At 75.8% G+C, this 4610-nt stretch carries 4 protein-coding genes and 2 pseudogenes; 2 read left to right on the top strand and 4 right to left on the bottom strand.

All coding sequences use genetic code 11. The annotated features are described in order from the left end of the window. The 4 genes and pseudogenes from GT045_RS39960 to GT045_RS24215 form a co-directional block, all read right to left on the bottom strand. Nucleotides 1-265: pseudogene (locus GT045_RS39960) on the bottom strand (hypothetical protein); the annotation flags it as partial. Continuing rightward, complete coding sequence (locus GT045_RS24225) at nt 262-1449, bottom strand: glycosyltransferase family 4 protein (protein WP_161335432.1); 1188 nt, start codon at nt 1447-1449, stop codon at nt 262-264. The pseudogene GT045_RS39960 and the gene GT045_RS24225, both read right to left, overlap by 4 nt. Next, nucleotides 1446-1844, bottom strand: a complete 399-nt coding sequence (locus GT045_RS24220; protein ID WP_161295098.1) for a 6-carboxytetrahydropterin synthase — start codon at nt 1842-1844, stop codon at nt 1446-1448. The genes GT045_RS24225 and GT045_RS24220 overlap by 4 nt, the downstream gene beginning before the upstream one ends. Before the next feature lie 134 nt (nt 1845-1978). Then, nucleotides 1979-2968, bottom strand: coding sequence for a zinc-binding alcohol dehydrogenase (locus tag GT045_RS24215; RefSeq protein WP_161295096.1), 990 nt, complete (start codon nt 2966-2968; stop codon nt 1979-1981). Nucleotides 2969-3075: 107 nt separating this feature from the next. Here GT045_RS24215 and GT045_RS24210 point away from each other — a divergent pair, with 107 nt between their 5' ends. Both GT045_RS24210 and GT045_RS39060 read left to right on the top strand, forming a co-directional pair. After that, on the top strand, nt 3076-3837 hold the full coding sequence (locus tag GT045_RS24210; RefSeq protein WP_161335431.1) for a CDP-alcohol phosphatidyltransferase family protein: 762 nt from the start codon (nt 3076-3078) through the stop codon (nt 3835-3837). Between the two features lie 451 nt (nt 3838-4288). Next, nucleotides 4289-4610 (top strand): annotated as a pseudogene (locus tag GT045_RS39060) (hypothetical protein); the annotation flags it as partial.

Raw genomic sequence — 4610 nt, 5'->3', positions numbered from 1 at the left:
TACCGGCCGGCGGCCGCGCGGGAGCGGGGTGCCGCGCCGTTCCGGAGGGGCGGCCGGCGGGCCTTCCGGCACCGCGCTCCCCGCCCTGCCCCGGCCCCTCCGCACCCGCACCCGCACCCGCGTCCGCACCCGTGGTGTCCACGGCCTGCACCTCCTCGCTCGGCACGCCGGCGGGCGTGTCCCCGGACTCCCGCCCGGCGGGGCCGGGCTGAACGGGGATCAGTCGGTCCGACCGGACCGCGATCTCTGCACTGCCCTCGCTCATGCCGCCCTCCCGGGGGGTTGTGGAAGCCGCTGGAGCACGGTCGCCAGGCTGCGGGCAGTGGTGGCCCAGCCGTCGAGGGCGGCGCGCCGGCCCCGGGCCGCGGCCTTCAGCCGCCTGCGTACGTCGGGTTCGCCGAACCAGCCGCGCAGTTCGGCGGCGAGGGCGGCGGGGTCCTCCGGCGGGACGAGGATGCCGGGCACCCCGCCGTCCGGGGCGCGGCCGACCGCCTCGGGCAGGCCGCCGACGTCGGTCGCGAGGACCGGGATGCCGCGGGCGAGCGCCTCGGTGACCGCCATGCCGTAGGTCTCGGCGTAGGAGGTGAGGACCATCAGGTCGGCCGTGGCGTAGGTGGCGTCGAGGTCGGCGCCGGAGCGCGGTCCGGTCAGGTGCAGGCGGTCGGCGAGGCCGTAGCGGGCGATGAGTTCCCGCAGATGGGCGACGTACTGGGGGTCCTGGCCGAGACCGCCGACGCACTCGCAGGTCCACGGCAGCTCCCGGACCGTCGCGAGCGCCTCCACCAGCCGGTGCTGGCCCTTGCGCGGGGTCACGGCGGCCACGCACAGCAGCCGGGAGACGCCGTCGGTGCCCGGCGCGAGGGGTGCGATGTCGGCGCCGGGGGCGGCCGTGTGCACCCGGCCGGGGGCGAGCCCGTGGTGGGAGACGAGCCGGCGGACCGCCCAGTCGCTGGTGGCGATCACCGCCGGGACCGCGCGCAGCACCGCCCGTTCGCGGGTGTCCAGGCCGGCGGCGACGGCCGGGTCCAGTCCGGTCTCGTCGCCGAGCGGCAGGTGGACGAGGACCGCGAGGCGCAGCCGTCCGGCCTCGGGGAGGACGATCTCCGGTACTCCGCAGGCGACGAGCCCGTCGAGGAGGACGACCGTGTCGTCCGGCAGCTCCCGCAGGCTGCGGGCGAGCCCGTCGCGGGCGGTGCCGTCCGGGCGCGGCCAGCCGCCGGGTACGGCGTGCCGGACGACCTGCCAGCCGAAGCCGGGCAGGTCGAGGCAGATCCGGCGGTCGTAGGCGTTGCCGCCGCTGGGCGCGGCCGGGTCGTCGACGTCCCCCGGCATCACGAAGTGCACGGTGCGCAGGGACATGGGGACGATTCCGGTTCCGGTGTGCTCGGGGGCGGCGGACCGGGCGGGCACGTGGCCGGGGCGGGCCCGCTCCAGGGTCAGGTCGGTCACAGGCCACGCTCGTAACTCGCCCAGGCGATGTGCGACTCGTGCAGGGTCACCGCGATCGCCGTCAGCCCCCGGGCACCCTCGCCGAGGGAGCCCTCGTGGACGCGTTCGGCCAGCCGGTCGGCGATGACCTTGGCCAGGAACTCGGTGGAGGTGTTGACGCCGGCGAACTCGGGCTCGTCGTCGAGGTTGCGGTAGTTCAGCCCGGCGGTGATGGCGGCCAGCTCCTGCGTGGCCAGGCCGATGTCGACCACGATGTTGTCCTCGTCCAGCTGTTCGCGGCGGAACGTCGCGTCCACCAGGAACGTGGCGCCGTGCAGTCGTTGCGCGGGCCCGAACACCTCGCCGCGGAAGCTGTGGGCGATCATGATGTGATCGCGGACGGTGATGCTGAACAACGGACGACCCTCCAGGTGCGGCGCGTCTGGTCCCCCGGCCCTTGCCCGCCGGGGGATGCCGTGTAGTACGGCTCTTCGCTTCCCCCCGTTCAGTCCTCTCTCACTCTTTTCTCAGGTCAGGTCTCCCTCTTTTCTCAGGTCAGGCCGGTCTCCGTGTACCGGACCCGGTGGCACAGGGCCGGGATCTCACCGGACGCCAGTCGGGGCAGGACGTCGGGGAGTTCCTCGAAGGCGCTCTCGCCGGTGATGAGCGCGTCCAGCGCCGGGTCGGCGAGCAGGTCGAGGGCGAGTGCCATCCGGTCGGCGTAGCCGCGGCCGGGGCGGGCGGCCGGGGAGACCGTGCCGACCTGGCTGCTGCGCAGGGTGAGCCGGCGGGAGTGGAACGCCTCGCCGAGCGGCAGGGTCACGCTCCGGTCGCCGTACCAGCTCAGCTCCACGACCGTGCCCTCCGGGGCGAGGAGCCGCAGGGCCTGGGTGAGGCCGGCCTCGGTGGCGCTGGCGTGCACGACGAGGTCGCAGTCGCCGAGGGCGTCGGCGGGAGCGGCGAAGCCGACGCCGAGCGCCTCGGCGGTCGCGGCGCGGGCCGGGTCGGCGTCGACCAGCTGGAGCCGGACTCCGGGGAAACGGGCGAGCAGCGCGGCGACCGCGCAGCCGACCATGCCGCCGCCGACCACCGCGATCCGGTCGCCGATGAGCGGCGTCGCGTCCCACAGGGCGTTCACGGCGGTCTCGACGGTCCCGGCGAGCACGGCGCGCCCGGCGGGCACCCCGTCGGGCACCACGGTGACGGCGCTCACCGGAACGACGTAGCGGCTCTGGTGCGGATACAGGCAGAAGACCGTACGGCCGAGCAGCGCGGCCGGCCCCTCCTCCACCACGCCGACGCTGAGGTAGCCGTACTTGACCGGGGCCGGGAAGTCGCCCTCCTGGAACGGCGCCCGCATCAGGGCGTGCTGGCTCTTCGGCACCCCGCCGCGGAAGACGAGCGTCTCCGTGCCCCGGCTGACGCCGGAGTACAGGGCGCGCACCTGGACCTCGCCCTCGGCGGGCCCTGCGAGGGTGACCTCGCGCAGCTCCCCGTGGCCGGGCGAGCGGAGCCAGAACGCGCGGGCCGACCGGTTCATCGGCATCCTCCTGAACGATCGGGAAGTTGTTCACGTACCGAGTTGTGCACAGGCCGCGCACAGTACGCGGCGGTGATCGACTCTGTCACTCGGCCGGAGGATGTGCGGTGGCCCTGAACAACACGTACGAGGCGAGGCTCCAGCAGGAGACCGCCGTGGGCGCGGGCGTGCAGCTTCTGCTGCTGGTCCTGCTCGGCTCGGCGATCGGCCTGGGGCCGGCCGGCTGGCTGACGGGGCTCGTCTTCGCGTTCGCCACCTGGGCCGTCCTCTCCCGCGCCGTGCACCGCTCCCGGCTGCGCTCCTTCGGTCCCGCGAACCGGGTGACGCTCGGGCGGGCCACCCTGGTCGGCGGGGTGACCGCACTGGTCGCGGACTCCTTCGAGAGCGCGCCGCCGGTGACGCTGCTGGTCGCCCTGACGGCGGTGGCCCTGCTGCTGGACGGTGTGGACGGCAAGGTGGCCCGTCGCACCGGGACGTCGACGGCGCTCGGCGCCCGCTTCGACATGGAGGTCGACGCCTTCCTGATCCTGGTGCTGAGCGTGTACGTGTCGATGGATCTCGGTCCGTGGGTGCTGCTGATCGGCGGGATGCGTTACGCGTTCGTCGCCGCGGCCCGGGTGGCGCCCTGGCTGACCGCCCCGCTGCCGCCGTCCTTCGCCCGCAAGACGGTGGCGGCGGTGCAGGGTGTCTGCCTGCTCCTCGCGGGCTCCGAGCTGCTGCCGCAGCCGGTGAACCTCGCGATCGCCCTGTCGGCCCTGGCCGCGCTGGTGTGGTCGTTCGGCCGGGACGTGCGGTGGCTGTGGCGCACCCACCGCACCCCGCTGGAGGTTCCGTCCGAGCCGAGGCTGCTGGAACTGGCGACCGGCTGAGCCCCCGCACCGGAGGGCCCGGACCGGCGGCCGGTCCGGGCCCTTCGTACGCGTGCCCGGCGGGACGTCGGCCGGTCGGCGCGCGGGCCGAAGTGCGCGCGGGCCGAAGTGCGCGCGGGCCGAAGTGCGCGCGGCCCTCCCCCGGCCGGCGTACCGGCCCCGCGAGCGCACCGGGCGAACGTCAGAGCGGATCGGTGCCGGGCAGGGCCGGAGCGATGGGCGAAGTCGCCGGTGGCGGCGGTGCGAGGGCGCCCCGCGCCTCTCCGGGCCGCCCGTGGACGGCCCTTGCCCTGCCCGGTCTTCGTCCGCACGGGCCGGCGGCGCGCGGCGCTCTGGAACGATGGAGCGGCGGCACGGGGAAGGGGACGCGCCCAGCGGTCGCGCGCCGGGCGCTCCGGCTCCCCCGTGCGCTGCCCCGCCCTGCCGTCCGATCGGGGACTGACGACCGCTCATGGCTTCCACGTACTTGGCAGGTTCGCTGGTGAACGTCCGCGGACGGGACTGGGTGGTGCTCCCGGAGAGCGAACCCGGTCTGCTGGTGGTGCGCCCGCTGGGCGGCACCGACGACGACGTCGCCGCCGTGTTGCCGGCCGTCGAGGAGGTCCGCACCGCCGGGCACGCGGCGGTGCCGACCGACGAGGAGGTCCCCACCACCGGGCACGCGGCGTTGCCGGGCCCCGGCACCGGTCCCGGCGAGCGGCCCGCTGCCGGGCCGCCGGACGGCGCGCCGCACGGCGGCCGGGGCTCCGCCGCCCGCCCGTTGCGGCGCGCGG

Source organism: Streptomyces sp. SID486 (genome assembly GCF_009865385.1).
Taxonomy (GTDB): Bacteria; Actinomycetota; Actinomycetes; order Streptomycetales; family Streptomycetaceae; genus Streptomyces.
This window is presented reverse-complemented; position numbering and strand designations above follow the sequence as displayed.

Excerpts from the sequence above, each read along its gene's own strand:
- GT045_RS24215 (WP_161295096.1), bottom strand. The coding sequence starts at position 2,968 with ATGAACCGGTCGGCCCGCGCGTTCTGGCTCCGCTCGCCCGGCCACGGG.